The 15,072-nt window shown below is 54.6% G+C and carries 16 protein-coding genes; 9 read left to right on the top strand and 7 right to left on the bottom strand.

Features of this window, described 5'->3' with window-relative positions:
• Positions 1–4: 4 nt before the first annotated feature.
• The 3 genes from fimC to fimA form a co-directional block, all read right to left on the bottom strand.
• On the bottom strand, positions 5–697 hold the full coding sequence (gene fimC / locus P2W74_RS16875) for a type 1 fimbria chaperone FimC (RefSeq protein ID WP_276292516.1): 693 nt from the start codon (positions 695–697) through the stop codon (positions 5–7).
• Positions 698–741: 44 nt separating this feature from the next.
• Positions 742–1,275, bottom strand: a complete 534-nt coding sequence (fimI, locus tag P2W74_RS16880) for a type 1 fimbrial protein subunit FimI (RefSeq protein WP_276292517.1) — start codon at positions 1,273–1,275, stop codon at positions 742–744.
• Between the two features lie 75 nt (positions 1,276–1,350).
• A complete protein-coding gene (fimA, locus tag P2W74_RS16885; RefSeq protein ID WP_276292518.1) occupies positions 1,351–1,905 on the bottom strand; it encodes a type 1 fimbrial major subunit FimA in 555 nt (184 codons plus the stop codon).
• A gap of 575 nt (positions 1,906–2,480) precedes the next feature.
• Between fimA and folD the strand changes: the two genes are divergently transcribed.
• The 3 genes from folD to P2W74_RS16900 all read left to right on the top strand — a co-directional run bounded on the left by folD (position 2,481) and on the right by P2W74_RS16900 (position 4,206).
• The gene (gene folD / locus P2W74_RS16890; RefSeq protein WP_276292519.1) at positions 2,481–3,347 is read left to right on the top strand and encodes a bifunctional methylenetetrahydrofolate dehydrogenase/methenyltetrahydrofolate cyclohydrolase FolD; all 867 of its coding nucleotides are present in this window, start codon (positions 2,481–2,483) and stop codon (positions 3,345–3,347) included.
• Between the two features lies 1 nt (position 3,348).
• Positions 3,349–3,561 carry a ribosome-associated protein YbcJ gene (gene ybcJ, locus P2W74_RS16895; RefSeq protein ID WP_192611451.1) on the top strand — a complete coding sequence of 71 codons (213 nt, stop codon included), beginning with the start codon at positions 3,349–3,351 and terminating at the stop codon, positions 3,559–3,561.
• A gap of 123 nt (positions 3,562–3,684) precedes the next feature.
• Positions 3,685–4,206, top strand: a complete 522-nt coding sequence (locus P2W74_RS16900) for a metal-dependent hydrolase (protein WP_192611450.1) — start codon at positions 3,685–3,687, stop codon at positions 4,204–4,206.
• Positions 4,207–4,279: 73 nt separating this feature from the next.
• On the opposite strand, the gene cysS is transcribed toward P2W74_RS16900, so the two are convergent.
• The gene (gene cysS / locus P2W74_RS16905; protein ID WP_276292520.1) at positions 4,280–5,665 is read right to left on the bottom strand and encodes a cysteine--tRNA ligase; all 1,386 of its coding nucleotides are present in this window, start codon (positions 5,663–5,665) and stop codon (positions 4,280–4,282) included.
• A 173-nt stretch (positions 5,666–5,838) separates the two neighbouring features.
• On the opposite strand from cysS, the gene ppiB reads away from it, so the two are divergent.
• The 5 genes from ppiB to mnmH all read left to right on the top strand — a co-directional run bounded on the left by ppiB (position 5,839) and on the right by mnmH (position 9,931).
• On the top strand, positions 5,839–6,333 hold the full coding sequence (gene ppiB / locus P2W74_RS16910) for a peptidylprolyl isomerase B (RefSeq protein WP_276292521.1): 495 nt from the start codon (positions 5,839–5,841) through the stop codon (positions 6,331–6,333).
• A gap of 2 nt (positions 6,334–6,335) precedes the next feature.
• A complete protein-coding gene (lpxH, locus tag P2W74_RS16915) occupies positions 6,336–7,058 on the top strand; it encodes a UDP-2,3-diacylglucosamine diphosphatase (RefSeq protein ID WP_276292522.1) in 723 nt (240 codons plus the stop codon).
• A gap of 118 nt (positions 7,059–7,176) precedes the next feature.
• A complete protein-coding gene (gene purE / locus P2W74_RS16920) occupies positions 7,177–7,686 on the top strand; it encodes a 5-(carboxyamino)imidazole ribonucleotide mutase (RefSeq protein ID WP_276292523.1) in 510 nt (169 codons plus the stop codon).
• Positions 7,683–8,750, top strand: coding sequence for a 5-(carboxyamino)imidazole ribonucleotide synthase (gene purK / locus P2W74_RS16925; protein WP_276292524.1), 1,068 nt, complete (start codon positions 7,683–7,685; stop codon positions 8,748–8,750). The genes purE and purK overlap by 4 nt, the downstream gene beginning before the upstream one ends.
• Positions 8,751–8,848: 98 nt before the next feature.
• Complete coding sequence (gene mnmH, locus P2W74_RS16930) at positions 8,849–9,931, top strand: tRNA 2-selenouridine(34) synthase MnmH (RefSeq protein ID WP_276292525.1); 1,083 nt, start codon at positions 8,849–8,851, stop codon at positions 9,929–9,931.
• Between the two features lie 50 nt (positions 9,932–9,981).
• On the opposite strand, the gene P2W74_RS16935 is transcribed toward mnmH, so the two are convergent.
• The 3 genes from P2W74_RS16935 to ybbA all read right to left on the bottom strand — a co-directional run bounded on the left by P2W74_RS16935 (position 9,982) and on the right by ybbA (position 14,465).
• Complete coding sequence (locus P2W74_RS16935) at positions 9,982–11,115, bottom strand: porin (RefSeq protein ID WP_276295215.1); 1,134 nt, start codon at positions 11,113–11,115, stop codon at positions 9,982–9,984.
• A 252-nt stretch (positions 11,116–11,367) separates the two neighbouring features.
• Positions 11,368–13,782 (bottom strand): putative ABC transporter permease subunit YbbP, encoded by a 2,415-nt coding sequence (ybbP, locus tag P2W74_RS16940; RefSeq protein WP_276292526.1) that lies wholly within the window; start codon positions 13,780–13,782, stop codon positions 11,368–11,370.
• Entirely contained in the window at positions 13,779–14,465 is a 687-nt protein-coding gene (gene ybbA / locus P2W74_RS16945; RefSeq protein WP_203358608.1) for a putative ABC transporter ATP-binding protein YbbA, read from the bottom strand. Before ybbA ends, ybbP begins: the two co-directional genes overlap by 4 nt.
• Between ybbA and tesA the strand changes: the two genes are divergently transcribed.
• Positions 14,433–15,059, top strand: a complete 627-nt coding sequence (tesA, locus tag P2W74_RS16950) for a multifunctional acyl-CoA thioesterase I/protease I/lysophospholipase L1 (RefSeq protein ID WP_276292527.1) — start codon at positions 14,433–14,435, stop codon at positions 15,057–15,059. The genes ybbA and tesA overlap by 33 nt on opposite strands.
• Positions 15,060–15,072 lie beyond the last annotated feature (13 nt).

Genomic DNA, 15,072 nt, shown 5'->3' on the forward strand with positions numbered 1-15,072 from the left:
CGGTTCAGCGCAGGCTAACCGTTTGGGCCGGGGTCACTGCGCCATAATCATTGACCGTCTGGAACGTCACGTTTCCCTGCGCGCCGCCAGGCAACAGGATCTGGGTGTCACTTTTCGGCGCCACCATGACGTTATCCACTTTTTGGTTTCCCACTTTCAGGTTGACCAGCGTGAGGTAATAGGCAGATGGGTTGGTGATTTTCAGGTGATTGCCGACACGGGAGAATTGCAGCAGACCTGGCGCCTCTTCTGAGATCTGCGGCAGATTGCCCGGACGAACAAACAGCTTAATGCGCGACAAAATCGCCAGTTGCAGGACGTTCTTCCCTTCGAGATTGTTTTTATCCACCGACGGTATCGCTTTCACATTCATCCAGAACAGCGATTCGCGGTCCGTCGGTAGCGGTTGTCCGGCGTAGATGATACGCAGCGTGTTTTCACTTTTGGGTTCGCTGACAAAAAGAGGCGGAGTGACGATAAACGTTTTTTCTTTGACACCCGCGCTGTTCTCAACCCAGGAGTTGACCAGATAACGTTCTTTGCTGTCGCTATTGCTAATGGCCAACGAGGTTTGTTTCGCATCCGCCGGATAAATAACGCGAGTCGCACCTAATGCGATGCCTCCCGCTGCCTGTGCGCTAAACGAAGAAATTAAGGCAATAAAAATAATAAGGCCTGATTTAATGAATGTAAGCATGGCAAAAAATACCTTTTGCGTTTTATTAGCGTCGCGGAAATAAATCAGGGGTAAACCAGCGTAAACCACACATCTGAATGAATACTTCCCGGCGTCATATTTTCCGAGATTGCCCGATAGCGAGCAGTGAAATGGAAAGTCACATCTTGCGTTAAAATAGGGGCGTAATGGAGCGGCAAGGCGTTCGGTATAATTTGCCGTTGTTCTTCATCAAACAATGCAAGACCGATTCCGGATGCGGAAGCGGCGTCGCTGCTGGCAAGGAATACCTGCGGGTCTTCCACGGGCGTTACGCCTGAAAACGCAATGCCGACGTGGTCATAAACATCTGAATTACATGACGTTAAACGCAACGAGAAGGGCACGCTGGTGGGGGCGAAACTGCCGGGTCCCGCAAACGCATTCGTGCGGTATTGCCCCATTTGCACGCGTAAATCCTCACTTCCCGAGGCTACCGTGCAGGCACCGTTCACCAGTTTTCCGCGCAAATGGAGACGTCCGCTCTCCAGTATTACCGTATGCGCACTGACAGACATCGCGCAGAGCACTCCCGCCAACGCCACGCCTTTCCTCATCATCAACCACATCCCTTACCATCCCCGGTGTTGCCTCATCCATTGAGGCACGCGTCATCCTTGCTTAAACCTGAACGCTTACTCGTACTTCATGATGAAGGTGGCATCAGCATTAGCCTGACCCGGCGTTGTGCTTGCTGCGGTAGCTTTATAGCGTGCAGAGAAACGCAGGGTGTTAGTGCCTTCTACCAGCGCCTGAGCCGTTGAGAAAGTCGCGCCATCCGGCTTCAACGCAGACGATTTGCTGTCCAGAATTTCGATACCCACACCGCCTGCCGTCGTGCTGTTATCGGAAGAAGAGACCGCCAGCAGGGCATCGTTGGTCAGGTCGCTTTGACCGGAGAACGCAACCGCAGCGGTCGCCGCTACGCTGGGATCACAGTCATTCAGGACAATGCTGAACGGGATCTGTGCAGTAGTGTCACCCACCGCGGCAAAGCTGGCCGTGCGGTACTGGCCCAGCGTCACTACCTGATCCGCAGACTGGGTGCTAACGGCACATGCCGCATTGACCAACTCACCTTCAAAGTGAACGGTGCCGCCGCTAACGCTCACCGGATCTGCCGCAACAGCGGAACCCGCAACGAGCATCAGGCCAGCAATAACAGAAGAGGTCATTAATTTAAGTTTCATGGGTTTCCCTTGCATTACACACATTCGGTTCCGGCTTCCTGCGGGATCCGTTTGAATCAATATCGACATAAAATGTCAGGCAAATTATCTCTGCATCCTGTAAAGATATATTCCGAAAGAGAATTAGTTAATCTTTCCCCCCAACTCTCCTGAGTAGCAGATTCACTAATTAATCTTTACGAATATGACAATTCGTCACAGCGATAAATTAAACATTTCAATAAATGAAAAATACCCGCAAACCCTTTTATTGACCTAAGCCAATTCTTATTGGGATATAGGACGGTTCCAGGATGTTTTTATATAAAAAAGGGCTCTGGTGCAGATAACCTTCTGGTTTTTGGGGGATTCATTCTAAAAATACCAGGGTGATGAATTGTTTCGACCAGGTTAAATTTAATTAGCCTACGTACAAAAAATCACCGCCATTTTGCCGTGAAACCAGGCCAGAGCCTGAAGGCCAAACGGCCACGATCGCATCTAAAGTCGCAAACGAAAACTGACAGCGCGCCCCGCTTCTGACAAAATAGTCACATCCCCTTTGACTTAACGTAACAGATGGAATCCTCTCTCTGATGGTAGCAAAGATTATTGACGGTAAAACGATTGCGCAGCAGGTGCGCTCTGAGGTTGCTCATAAAGTTCAGGCGCGTTTAGCGTCCGGACTTCGCGCCCCAGGACTGGCTGTTGTGCTGGTAGGCAGCAACCCGGCTTCGCAAATTTATGTCGCAAGCAAGCGCAAAGCCTGTGATGAGGTGGGGTTCGTCTCCCGCTCTTATGACCTGCCTGAAACCACCAGCGAGGCGGAACTGCTTGAGCTTATCGATACGCTTAACGCAGACAACACCATCGACGGTATTCTGGTGCAACTGCCGTTACCGGCGGGCATCGACAACGTCAAAGTGCTTGAGCGCATCGCGCCAGACAAAGACGTGGATGGTTTCCATCCGTACAACGTAGGTCGTTTGTGCCAGCGCGCGCCACGTCTGCGTCCGTGTACTCCGCGCGGTATTGTTACCCTGCTTGAGCGTTACAATATCGATACCTACGGGCTGAATGCCGTGGTGATTGGCGCCTCCAACATCGTCGGCCGCCCGATGAGCATGGAACTGCTGCTGGCAGGTTGCACCACCACCGTCACTCACCGCTTTACCAAAAACCTGCGTCATCACGTCGAAAATGCCGACCTGCTGATCGTGGCCGTCGGCAAACCCGGATTTATTCCCGGCGAGTGGATAAAAGAAGGCGCCATCGTGATCGATGTCGGCATTAACCGTCTGGAAAATGGTAAAGTTGTCGGCGACGTCGTCTTTGACGATGCGGCGGCGCGTGCGTCATACATCACGCCAGTGCCGGGCGGCGTCGGTCCGATGACCGTCGCAACACTTATCGAAAACACGCTGCAGGCGTGTGTTGAATATCACGATCCACAAGGTAATTAATATGGCGAATTTTTCTTTAGGCAAGCATCCGCACGTGGAGCTGTGCGATTTGCTCAAACTGGAAGGCTGGTGTGAAAGCGGCGCCCAGGCGAAAATTGCCATTGCAGAAGGTTTAGTCAAGGTCGATGGCGCGGTGGAAACCCGTAAACGCTGCAAAATCGTCGCGGGACACACCGTGAGTTATGAAGGTCACAGCATTAACGTCGTCGCGTGATCTCAGCTGCCGGATGACGGTTAACACCTTATCCGGCCAGTTCCCCCGCATTTCAGATAATTAACTTCATCGTCCCTTCACAGTAAACTGTTAGCATGTTGTTTTTCATACGAAGCGAACCTCATGCCAACCATTGTTACCCACGCCGCCGTTCCTCTTTGTCTTGGATTAGGCCTCGGCCTCAAGGTTATTCCCCCTCGCCTGCTGTTTGCCGGGATCGTGCTGGCGATGCTGCCCGATGCCGACGTCCTGGCGTTTAAGTTTGGTATTGCCTACGGCAACGTGTTTGGCCATCGTGGTTTTACCCACTCGCTGTTATTTGCCTTTGTCGTACCCTTTTTATGCGTACTGATCGGGCGACGATGGTTTAGAGCGGGGCTGGTTCGCTGCTGGCTGTTCCTGACGGTGTCACTGCTGTCGCACAGTTTGCTGGATTCAATCACCACCGGTGGAAAAGGCGTCGGCTGGTTGTGGCCGTGGTCTGACGAACGTTTCTTTGCCCCCTGGCAGGTGATCAAGGTCGCGCCGTTTGCGCTCTCACGCTATGCCACGCCGTACGGGCATCAGGTGATGCTGTCTGAGTTGATGTGGGTGTGGTTGCCGGGTGTGGTGGTGATGGGAATGTTGTGGTGGCGTAGACGTTAAAAAGCCGGGTGGCGGCTTCGCCTTACCCGGCCTACGAGGCCGGACACGCATCAGCGCATCCGACAATAGACGATTATTTACGACGCCAGGTGGTTCCTTGCGGACCATCTTCCAGCACGATCCCCATCTCGTTCAGACGATCACGCGCCGCATCTGCTGCCGCCCAGTCTTTCGCTTTACGGGCATCGAGACGCTGTTGAATCAACGCTTCGATCTCAGCAACTTCACCATCATCCGCTTGCGCGCCGCTTTGCAGGAACGCTTCCGGATCCTGTTCCAGCAGACCCAGCACGCCAGAGAGCTTACGCAGATGCGAGGCCATCGCGTTTGCCGCCGCCAAATCTTCACCCTTCAGGCGATTCACTTCACGCGCCATATCAAACAATACCGAGTAGGCTTCTGGCGTGTTGAAATCGTCGTTCATCGCCTCAACAAAACGCGCTTCAAACGCTTCGCCACCCGCAGGGGCAACGGATTTGTCCGTTCCGCGCAGCGCAGTGTAAAGACGTTCCAGCGCCGAACGCGCCTGTTTCAGGTTCTCTTCGCTGTAGTTGAGCTGGCTACGATAGTGGCCGGACATCAGGAAGTAGCGAATGGTTTCAGCGTCGTAGTATTTCAGGACGTCGCGCACGGTGAAAAAATTGCCCAGTGATTTAGACATTTTCTCGCGATCAATCATCACCATACCGGAGTGCATCCAGTAGTTCACGTACTCACCGTCATGCGCACAGGTCGACTGGGCGATTTCGTTTTCATGGTGCGGGAACATCAGGTCAGAACCGCCGCCGTGAATATCAAAATGGTTGCCTAACTGTTTGCAGTTCATCGCCGAACATTCAATGTGCCAGCCCGGACGCCCTGCGCCCCACGGTGACGACCAGCTCGGCTCGCCCTCTTTCGACATTTTCCACAACACGAAATCCATCGGGTTGCGTTTCACGTCAACGACGTCCACACGAGCCCCGGCCTGGAGCTGGTCGAGATCCTGACGTGACAGCAGGCCATAGTTCGGGTCCGTCGGGACATCAAACATCACATCGCCGTTATCTGCCACGTAGGCGTGACCTTTGGCAATCAACTGTTCAGTAATTTCAATGATTTCGTGGATATGGTGCGTTGCGCGCGGTTCGAGGTCCGGGCGCAAAATGTTCAACGCATCGAAATCGTTGTGCATCTCGGCAATCATGCGATCGACCAGCGCCACAAAGTTTTCGCCGTTTTCGTTGGCGCGTTTGATGATTTTGTCATCGATATCGGTAATGTTACGCACGTATTTCAGTTTGTAGCCGAGGAAACGCAGGTAGCGCGCCACCACGTCGAAGGCAACAAACGTACGTCCGTGACCAATATGACAGAGATCGTAAACGGTAATACCACACACGTACATGCCGACTTCCCCGGCATGAATAGGCTTAAATTCCTCTTTCTGGCGCGTCAGTGTATTAAAGATTTTTAACATCGAAGATTCCGTATAGACGTGTGTGGATAATAAAGTCTGTATAATACCCATAATTCAGACTGGAATCAGCACACATTGCAAGATGATCCCGTCTTACGGTTATGCTATAACACCCCACTATATGTGACCCAGCGTTGGGTCGAAGCACCACTATATCGGAACAGGATGCAAAAATGGTTACTTTCCACACTAATCACGGCGATATCGTAATCAAAACCTTTGATGACAAAGCGCCTGAAACAGTTAAAAACTTCCTGGACTACTGCCGCGAAGGTTTTTACAACAACACCATTTTCCACCGTGTCATTAACGGTTTTATGATTCAGGGCGGCGGTTTTGAGCCGGGCATGAAGCAAAAAGCCACCAAAGAGGCTATCAAAAACGAAGCCAACAACGGTCTGAAAAACACCCGTGGTACGCTGGCAATGGCGCGTACTCAGGCTCCGCACTCCGCGACTGCCCAGTTCTTTATTAACGTTGCCGACAACGACTTCCTGAACTTCTCTGCCGAAAGCATGCAGGGCTGGGGCTACTGCGTATTCGCCGAAGTCGTTGAAGGCATGGACGTTGTAGACAAAATTAAAGCGGTGTCCACCGGTCGCAGCGGCATGCATCAGGACGTACCAAAAGAAGACGTCATCGTCGAAAACGTGACCGTCAGCGAGTAATCGTGGCGACACTGTTTATTGCAGATCTTCACCTCTGCACAGAAGAACCGGCGATCACCGCCGGTTTTCTGCGTTTTTTAGCCGGTGAAGCGCGTCAGGCAGACGCACTGTACATTTTGGGCGATCTTTTCGAAGCCTGGATAGGCGACGACGATCCCAATCCCCTGCACCGCGAAATAGCCGCTGCGATTAAAGCGGTGGTCGATTCCGGCGTGCCCTGTTTTTTCATTCACGGCAACCGCGACTTTCTGCTCGGTAAACGTTTTGCCCGTGAAAGCGGCATGACCCTGCTACCGCAGGAAAAGGTGCCTGAGCTGTATGGCCGACGCGTGTTGATCATGCATGGCGATACCTTGTGTACCGATGATGTCGGTTACCAGGCGTTTCGCGCCAAAGTGCATAAACCCTGGCTGCAAAGGCTGTTTCTTGCCCTGCCGCTGTTTATTCGTAGCCGTATTGCCGCCAAAATGCGGGCTGGCAGCAAATCTGCCAACATCAGTAAATCGCTGGAAATTATGGATGTTAACCCTCAGGCCGTGGTGGCTGAGATGGAGAAGCACCAGGTGCAATGGCTGATTCACGGCCATACCCATCGCCCGGATGTGCATGAACTCACGATCAATAGGAAACCCGCTTTTCGTGTCGTTTTAGGCGCCTGGCACCACGAAGGCTCGATGGTAAAAGTCACGCCGGACAACGTTGAACTGATCCCCTTCCCGTTTTAAATTCTCTCAGCCATTTGCCGCAACTTTAACCGCGCAACCGTTTTCCTTGCCGTATTATCATGCTATTCTCTGTGGCCTCAAAAGCAGTGTGTCCCGCACCACAGGAGTTTTCAGACGCATGTCTTCCCGCAATAATCCGGCGCGTGTCGCCATCGTGATGGGGTCCAAAAGCGACTGGGCTACCATGCAGTTTGCCGCCGAAATCTTTGAAATCCTGAACGTTCCACACCACGTTGAAGTTGTTTCCGCTCATCGCACCCCCGACAAATTGTTCAGCTTCGCCGAAAGCGCCGAAGAGAACGGTTATCAGGTGATTATTGCCGGTGCCGGCGGTGCAGCACATTTGCCGGGAATGATTGCCGCGAAGACGCTGGTGCCCGTACTGGGCGTTCCGGTACAGAGCGCGGCGCTGAGCGGCGTTGACAGCCTCTACTCTATTGTTCAGATGCCACGCGGTATTCCGGTCGGTACGCTGGCGATTGGTAAAGCGGGCGCGGCGAACGCAGCACTGCTGGCAGCGCAAATTCTGGCGCTCCATGACAACGCGTTGCATCAGCGCCTGAATGACTGGCGTAAGGCACAAACGGATGAGGTGCTGGAGAATCCAGATCCGCGGGGTGCGGCATGAAGCAGGTCTGCGTGCTGGGCAACGGTCAATTAGGGCGGATGCTGCGCCAGGCCGGTGAACCGTTAGGGATCGCCGTCTGGCCAGTGGGACTGGATGCCGAACCTGCCGCCGTTCCTTTTCAGCAAAGCGTAATTACCGCAGAAATTGAGCGCTGGCCAGAAACCGCGCTGACCCGCGAACTGGCGCGCCACCCGGCCTTTGTCAACCGCGATGTGTTCCCAATCATCGCCGACCGCCTCACGCAAAAACAGCTTTTTGACAAGCTCTCCCTTGCCACCGCACCGTGGCAACTGCTGGCCGCCAGCGACGAATGGCCGCACATTTTCGAACGCTTGGGCGAACTGGCGATTGTCAAACGCCGCGTCGGGGGTTATGACGGTCGCGGACAGTGGCGCTTGCGTAATGATGAAACTGACCAACTCCCGAATGACTGCTACGGCGAGTGTATTGTCGAGCAGGGGATCAACTTCTCCGGGGAAGTGTCATTAGTTGGCGCACGCGGTCACGACGGCAGCACCGTCTTTTATCCGTTGACGCACAACCTGCATCAGGACGGAATTCTGCGCACCAGCGTGGCATTTCCGCAGGCTAACACCCGATTGCAGGAACAGGCGGAAGCCATGCTTTCCGCCATCATGCAGGAGTTGGGTTACGTCGGGGTGATGGCGATGGAGTGTTTTATCACCTCAGAAGGACTGCTGATCAACGAACTGGCCCCACGCGTGCATAACAGCGGGCACTGGACGCAAAACGGCGCCAGTATCAGTCAGTTCGAGCTTCATCTGCGCGCCATCACGGGACTGCCATTACCGACGCCGGTGGTAAACAGCCCATCGGTGATGGTGAATTTGATTGGCAGCCCTCTGAATTATGACTGGCTGAAACTGCCGTTAGTGCATCTGCACTGGTACGACAAAGAGGTTCGGCCGGGGCGTAAGGTAGGTCACCTGAACCTGACCGACAGCGACACCGCGCGCCTAAACGCCACGCTGGAGGCACTGGCGCCATTACTGCCGCCAGACTACGCCAGCGGCATCATTTGGGCGCAAAGTAAGCTCATATAACCCAGAAAAATGCCGGGAAATAGAACTTATCCTTTCCCGGCCCCTCTCTCAGCGCGTAAAATCCTGCCCATTGCTGTTTTGTTTTATCAGGATCTCCCATGAACGATGGAACGGATTATCGCGCGATCCTCACCGCCGATACGCCTTTAATCGATGTACGCGCCCCAGGCGAATTCACGCAGGGCGCCATGCCCGCAGCCATTAACCTGCCCTTGATGAATGATGAAGAGCGCGCCGCCGTCGGCACCTGCTACAAGCGCCAGGGGCCAGAGGCCGCACTCAAGCTTGGTCATCAACTGGTTTCCGGCGAGCTTCGCCAACAGCGGCTGGATGGCTGGCGAGAAGCGTGTCAACAACGGCCCACCGGCTATCTTTGCTGCGCGCGCGGCGGCCAACGCTCGCACATTGTTCAGCAGTGGCTGCGCGAGTCGGGTATTAACTACCCGCTGATCGAGGGCGGCTATAAAGCGTTACGCCAGTCTGCCATCCGCGTCACCGAAGAACTGGTGCAAAAGCCCATCATCTTAATTGGCGGCTGTACCGGCAGCGGCAAGACGCAACTGGTACAACAGCAGCCCAACGGTATCGATCTCGAAGGGCTGGCGCACCATCGCGGTTCCTCATTTGGCCGCACGCTGCAGCCGCAACTCAGTCAGGCCAGTTTTGAAAACCTGCTGGCAAGTGAGTTGCTCAAGGTCGATGCGCGCCAGACACTGCGTTCCTGGGTGCTGGAGGACGAAGGCCGGATGATTGGTTCGAACCATCTGCCGGAATGTTTGCGCGAGCGTATGACGCAGGCGGAAATTGCGGTGGTCAACGATCCCTTTGAGTTGCGTCTGGAACGGCTGCGTGAAGAGTATTTCGTGCGTATGCATCATGACTTTACTCACGCTTATGGCGAAGAGCGCGGCTGGCAGGAGTACAGCGAGTATTTGCACCACGGGCTGTCAGCCATTCAGCGTCGGCTGGGCCTGCAACGATTTAAAGAATTGACCACCGCGCTCGATATTGCCCTGGCTGAACAGCAGAGCACCGGCAGCACCGAGGCGCATTTCTGTTGGCTGGTTCCGCTGCTGGAAGAGTATTACGACCCAATGTATCGCTATCAGCTCGAAAAGAAAGCAGAGAAAATTGTCTTTCGCGGCACGTTTGATGACGTCGGAGAGTGGTTGAGTCGTTAAAAAATGCCGGATGAGACGCGTGAGTGTCGCCATCCGGCACAGTGTCAGACTTAGAAGTCGTAACGCAGGCGCACCAGGTTCATATCACCCAGGTCGTCGGTGCTGGAGGTAAAGACGTGTTCGTAATCAACACGGAAACCATAATCCAGTTGGAAGCTGATCCCCACGCCGTTGTCGGTACGCAGATAATCACGACCATTCACGTATTCAATACGATCGCCCATAAAGTAAGGCTGGATGGATTTAACCGCATACTGACCAATCGGGAATTTATAGCCCGCAAAGTATTCCAGACCCCACGCATCACCGGCAAAGTAATCGTTAACGGACACTTTTTTGGTGGTCATAAAGTTCTGATACCAGCCGCCGCCCATGGAGAAGGTCCAGTTGTCAGGCGTCCAGCTTAATGCCGTACCGACGATGTTCTGGTCGTAGGTTTTGCTGTCGTTGCCACGCATCTCCGCACGGGTGTAGTTCCACGCCGTACCCCAGGTCAGATCGTCAGTGATGTGATAATCCACACCCAGAGAGCCGCCGCCTTTACGTTTGTATTTCAGGCCATTGTTCGGGTTGTACTCGTCGCTGAACAGATAAGAGGCGTAGAGATCAACATCCCCCACCGCTTTCTTATATTTCAGAGATTTACGGGTGCGGTACGAACCATCGTAGTCGCCGTTAATCCCGTTACCCGGCGCCTGGCCGATCATGTCGTAGTCCCAGATATCGGTTTTCGCCCCGACCACATCATAGTAAATACTGTTCTGTTGACCGAAGGTCAGCGTACCCCAGGTATCACTTTTCAGACCGGTGTATAACATACGACGGGTCGTGTCGTTGGCACCATCCGCGTAGTGGTTGTCCCAGTTGAACATCGCCGGGAAGTTCACGCCCAGCTCGTAGTAGCTGACCCAGCTAATGTCATCAAACAGGTAGTAATCGGCCGCGAAACGAAAACGCGTACCGCCGTCAAACCCATTACGCTTATACCCATTCGCACCGTCATCGCCAGCCATATTCTGGAACTGCGGACGGATACTCCCGCCAACGGTGAAGTTGAGACGGCTCAGAGGATCACCCGCCTGAGGATCCTGTTTCAGAACCGTGATTTCCGCCTGAGAGGCGAAAGACGTCAATGCCACTGCTGCGCCGATCGATGCCGCCAGCGCTGTTGTTTTTATATTCATCATTGTTCCTTGATAGATTTACCCTGAAAAATTCACGCGATTGGCAGACGCACACGCGTCGCCAGGCGACATGAGTTCTGACGGGGATAGCCTGCTAATTATTCAGCAGGTGAATATTAACTTTTATTGATACTGCTGTGTTGGCGGGTTTTTAATGATTTGTGCTACTAAATATCAAGGAATTATCAATTTGTGCCACATAATGGGTACGCGCCAGTATAAAAACTGGCGCGCAATCATCATCCACATGAATTAATTACTGAATTGACGGAACAGCGCTTTACCTTTTAAAAGACGCACGCCTAGCCATCCGCCGCAAACGGAGAGTAAAAGTGCGCCACAAAAGGGCAGCACAATCCACAGTCGCCAGTCAGGCTCCCACGGGAAGTCAAAAACGCGGGTTTGCAACACGGCCAGCGCCGTTTCAGCGCCAATGGCCGCCACCAGCCCGGAAACCAGGCCCAACATGGCAAACTCGCACCACAACGTGGTACGCAGCAGTTTTTTACCCGCGCCCAGCGTTCGCCAGACCACCAGCTCCTGATGACGCTGGCGCATACCAACCTGCACCTGCGCCAGTAACAGCAGCATGCCGCAGGCGGTCACCAGAACCACCATCACCTCCAGCGCCCGACTGACCTGATCCAGTACCTGGGCCACCTGTTTCAGGATCGCGCCAATATCCAGCAGACTGACAGTGGGAAACTCGCGGTTCAACTGCGTCAGCATGCCATTGCCGTTCTCCCAGCGGAAACTGGTGAGCCAGCTTTGTGGCTGCCCGTCCAGCGCGCCAGAGGGGAAAATAAAGAAGAAGTTGGGGCGCAGACTTTCCCAGTCCACCCGGCGCAAACTGGTGACCTTCGCGCTGAACTCCTGGGTATCGCCCATAAAGGTCACGGAATCCCCGAGGCCTATCTTCAGGCGTTTCGCCAGCCCCTCTTCGATCGAGACTTCCCCGACGTTTGGCGGCCAGTTTCCGGCAGTGATCGGATTATGGTTGGGACGAACATCCTGCCAGGTCAGATTCAGTTCGCGGTTAAGCGCTTCATCCTGATTCCCCTCCGTTGGCTTCCCGTTAATGGCCGTCAGTCGCGCCCGCACGATCGGGTAGAACGCTTCGGGGATCACCTGATGCTCCGAAAGAAATGCTTTCAGCGGCGTCACTTGTTCAGTCGCAATGTTTAACAGAAAGTAATTTGGGCTTTCCGGCGGCATTTGTTGCTGCCAACGATCAAGTAAATCGCCGCGTAGCACCAGCAGTAGCGCCAGTAGCATAAAGGAGAGAGAAAACGCGGAGAGCTGACTCAGCGTAGACCAGGGCTGACGCAGCAGTCGACTCACCGCTAAGCGTAACGGCAACGAGGTTAATGTCAGGCCACGCAGGACATTCAGCAACATCCAGCCTAATACGCCGCACAGGAGCGCCAGCACCACCGCGCCCGCCAGAACCGCCCACAGCAGCATGCTGCCGCCCATTAACCCGGCAAGCAGAGCGACCACCACCATGCTCACGACCGGAAGATAGATTTTCAGCGGCCAGACGTTCGCCACAACATCGCGGCGTAACACCCGCAGTGGCTGTGTCGCTAATAGCAATCGATAGGGACGCAGCCCGACCAACAGAGAGATTACCGTCATCGTCCCAAGCGCCCAAAGCCATGGCCAGGGACTGGCAGGAGGTAACTCAGCAGGCAAAACGGGTTTGAGCAATACCATCAGCACGTTTTCAAACAGTAGCCCAACGCCGCCGCCCGTGACCGCAGAAAGCGCCAGTACCATCAACCACTGACCGATGATCAGCTTACGTAATTGCGCGCGACCGGCCCCCAGCGTTTTGAGGATGGCGACCAGATCGTAGCGGCTACGGCAGTAATGGCTCATCGCAACAGCAACGGCGGCCACCGCCAGCAACAGCGTTAACAGCGCCGAAAGCAGGAGAAATTGTTGCGAGCGTTCCAGCGATTTCCCCAGCGCCCCGTCGTCCTGCTCCAGTCCGTACCAACGGTGTTCCGGCTTAAGCTGCGGCAGCAACCATTTTTCATAACCGTCGAGCTGCTGCGCCGTTCCACCAAATTTATAGCGCCATGTGACGCGACTGCCTGGCTGCACCGCCCCTGTTTTTTCCACATCGGCGATATTCATCATCAGCCGCGGCGCCATCTGGAAAGGGTTAAAACCGGAATCCGGCTCCTGAACCACCTCCCCGGCAATGCGCAGCGTTGCGTCGCCGACATCAAGGGTGTCGCCGATTTTCAGATTGAGAAGCGCCATCAGGCGCGGAGCCAGCAGCACAAAACCGGGTTGTGGTTTTAGCCCTGGTGGATCGGTTTGCAGTTCACCGTACATCGGATAGACGCTGTCTACCGCTTTGACATTCGCCAGTTGCGGCGTATCGCCTGCGAAGGTCATGGTGGCGAACGTCAGTTGTTCTCCCACCTTCAGCCCGCGTTTGCGCGCTTGCTCAATCCACGCCTGCGGTACCTCGCGAGCGCTGCGCAGCGCCCTGTCTCCCGCCATAAACTCGCGACTTTGCTGGCTGAGTCCCTTTTCCATGCGATCGCTGACCTTGCCAAGCGCCAGCACACACGCCACCGCCAGGCTCAGCGCCAGCCAGACAATCAGTAATGACGGGGAGCGCCATTCGCGCCAGAACCAGCGTGCAATCATGCCTCCTCCTGCAACTGCCCATTGACCAGCCGCAGACGCCTGTCGCAGCGTGCCGCCAGTTGCGGATCGTGCGTCACCAGAATCAGCGTCGTGCCATGTTCGCGGTTGAGTGAGAACAACAAATCGGCAATCTTATCGCCGGTTTGTCGGTCGAGATTGCCGGTTGGCTCGTCGGCAAACAGCACGTCCGGACGGCCATTAAAGGCCCGCGCCAGCGCCACGCGCTGTTGTTCACCGCCGGAAAGCTGCGCCGGGAGGTGATCCAGCCGTTTTCCCAATCCTAGCTGTTCGAGTAGCGCTTTCGCGCCTGCGCGGCTTTGACCGCTGTTCTCACCGCGCAACAACGCGGGAAGCTCGACGTTTTCCAGCGCGTTCAGCGTGGGGATCAGCATAAAGGACTGAAAAACAAAGCCGACATGCTGTGCGCGTAGCTGCGCCCGCGCTTCTTCGTCCATCGCATGCAACGGTTTGCCTACAAGGCTCACCTCACCGCTGCTGCCGTCATCGAGACCTGCCAGGATCGCCAGTAAGGTGGATTTCCCCGATCCCGATTCACCAATCAGCGCAAGGGTATCGCCGCGTTTGACAACCAGTTCAACTCCGGTAAGGATGGAAAGCTCATGCTCCCCCTGACCGACGGACTTCTTAAGATGATGAACTTCAACAATGTTTTCCGCTGGCATCTGCCCTTCCTGTTCCTGATTCTGTTAACCTTCCGCGCCGCCGCAGCGGATACGTTACTGATTCTGGGCGACAGCCTGAGCGCCGGATACCGCATGTCGGCCAATGCCGCCTGGCCGGCGCTCCTGCATGATAAATGGCAGACCAAAACAACGGTGGTCAATGCCAGTATCAGTGGTGATACCTCGCAACAAGCGCTGGCGCGCCTGCCCGGGTTACTACAACAACATCAACCGCGTTGGGTACTGGTAGAACTGGGCGGCAATGACGGTTTACGCGGGTTCCAGCCTCAGCAAACGGAGCAAACGCTGCGTAAATTATTGCAAGACGTCAAAGCTGCAAACGCCAAACCGCTGCTGATGCAAATACGTCTGCCCGCAAACTACGGTCGTCGGTATAATGAAACCTTTAGTGCCATCTATCCCAGACTTGCCACAGAGTTCGATATTCCACTCCTGCCCTTTTTTATGGAAGAGGTTTATCTGAAACCCCAATGGATGCAGGACGACGGCATTCATCCTAATCGCGACGCTCAACCGTTTATCGCCGACTGGATGGCGAAACAATTGACGCCATTAGTTAACCACGACTCGTAAATCAACGGAGATC

The sequence above is a fragment of the Citrobacter enshiensis genome (assembly GCF_029338175.1).
Classification (GTDB): Bacteria; Pseudomonadota; Gammaproteobacteria; order Enterobacterales; family Enterobacteriaceae; genus Citrobacter_D; species Citrobacter_D enshiensis.